This is a genomic window from Streptomyces sp. BE20 (assembly GCF_036322525.1).
Lineage (GTDB): Bacteria > Actinomycetota > Actinomycetes > Streptomycetales > Streptomycetaceae > Kitasatospora.
This window is the reverse complement of sequence record NZ_JAQYWW010000332.1, coordinates 1-282: the sequence shown is the minus strand read 5'-3', so window position 1 is coordinate 282 and position 282 is coordinate 1. Positions and strand designations below refer to the sequence as shown.

The following is a 282-nucleotide window of genomic DNA, read 5'->3' as shown; positions in this document are numbered from 1 at the left end:
CGCGTGATCGGGGGTTGGCCTCCGAGTGCGGTGTGGCAGCGATGGTAGTTGTAGGCGTGCAGGAAGTCGGGGAGCGCTTCGGTTCGTTCCTGGTTGCTGGTGTAGGGGCGTTGGTAGGCCCATTCGTCGAGCAGGGTGCGGTTGAAGCGCTCGACCTTGCCGTTGGTCTGGGGTCGGTAGGGGCGAGTGCGTTTGTGGGCGATGCCGGATGCGGCGAGTGTGTCGCGCCACAGGTGTGACTTGTAGCAGGCGCCGTTGTCGGTCAGGACGCGTTCGACGGTG

The 282-nt window shown here is 65.2% G+C and carries 1 protein-coding gene; it reads right to left on the bottom strand.

The window, feature by feature from the left end:
• Nucleotides 1-282: integrase core domain-containing protein (locus PUR61_RS01790; RefSeq protein WP_329874898.1), on the bottom strand; the 282-nt coding region annotated here is incomplete at both ends.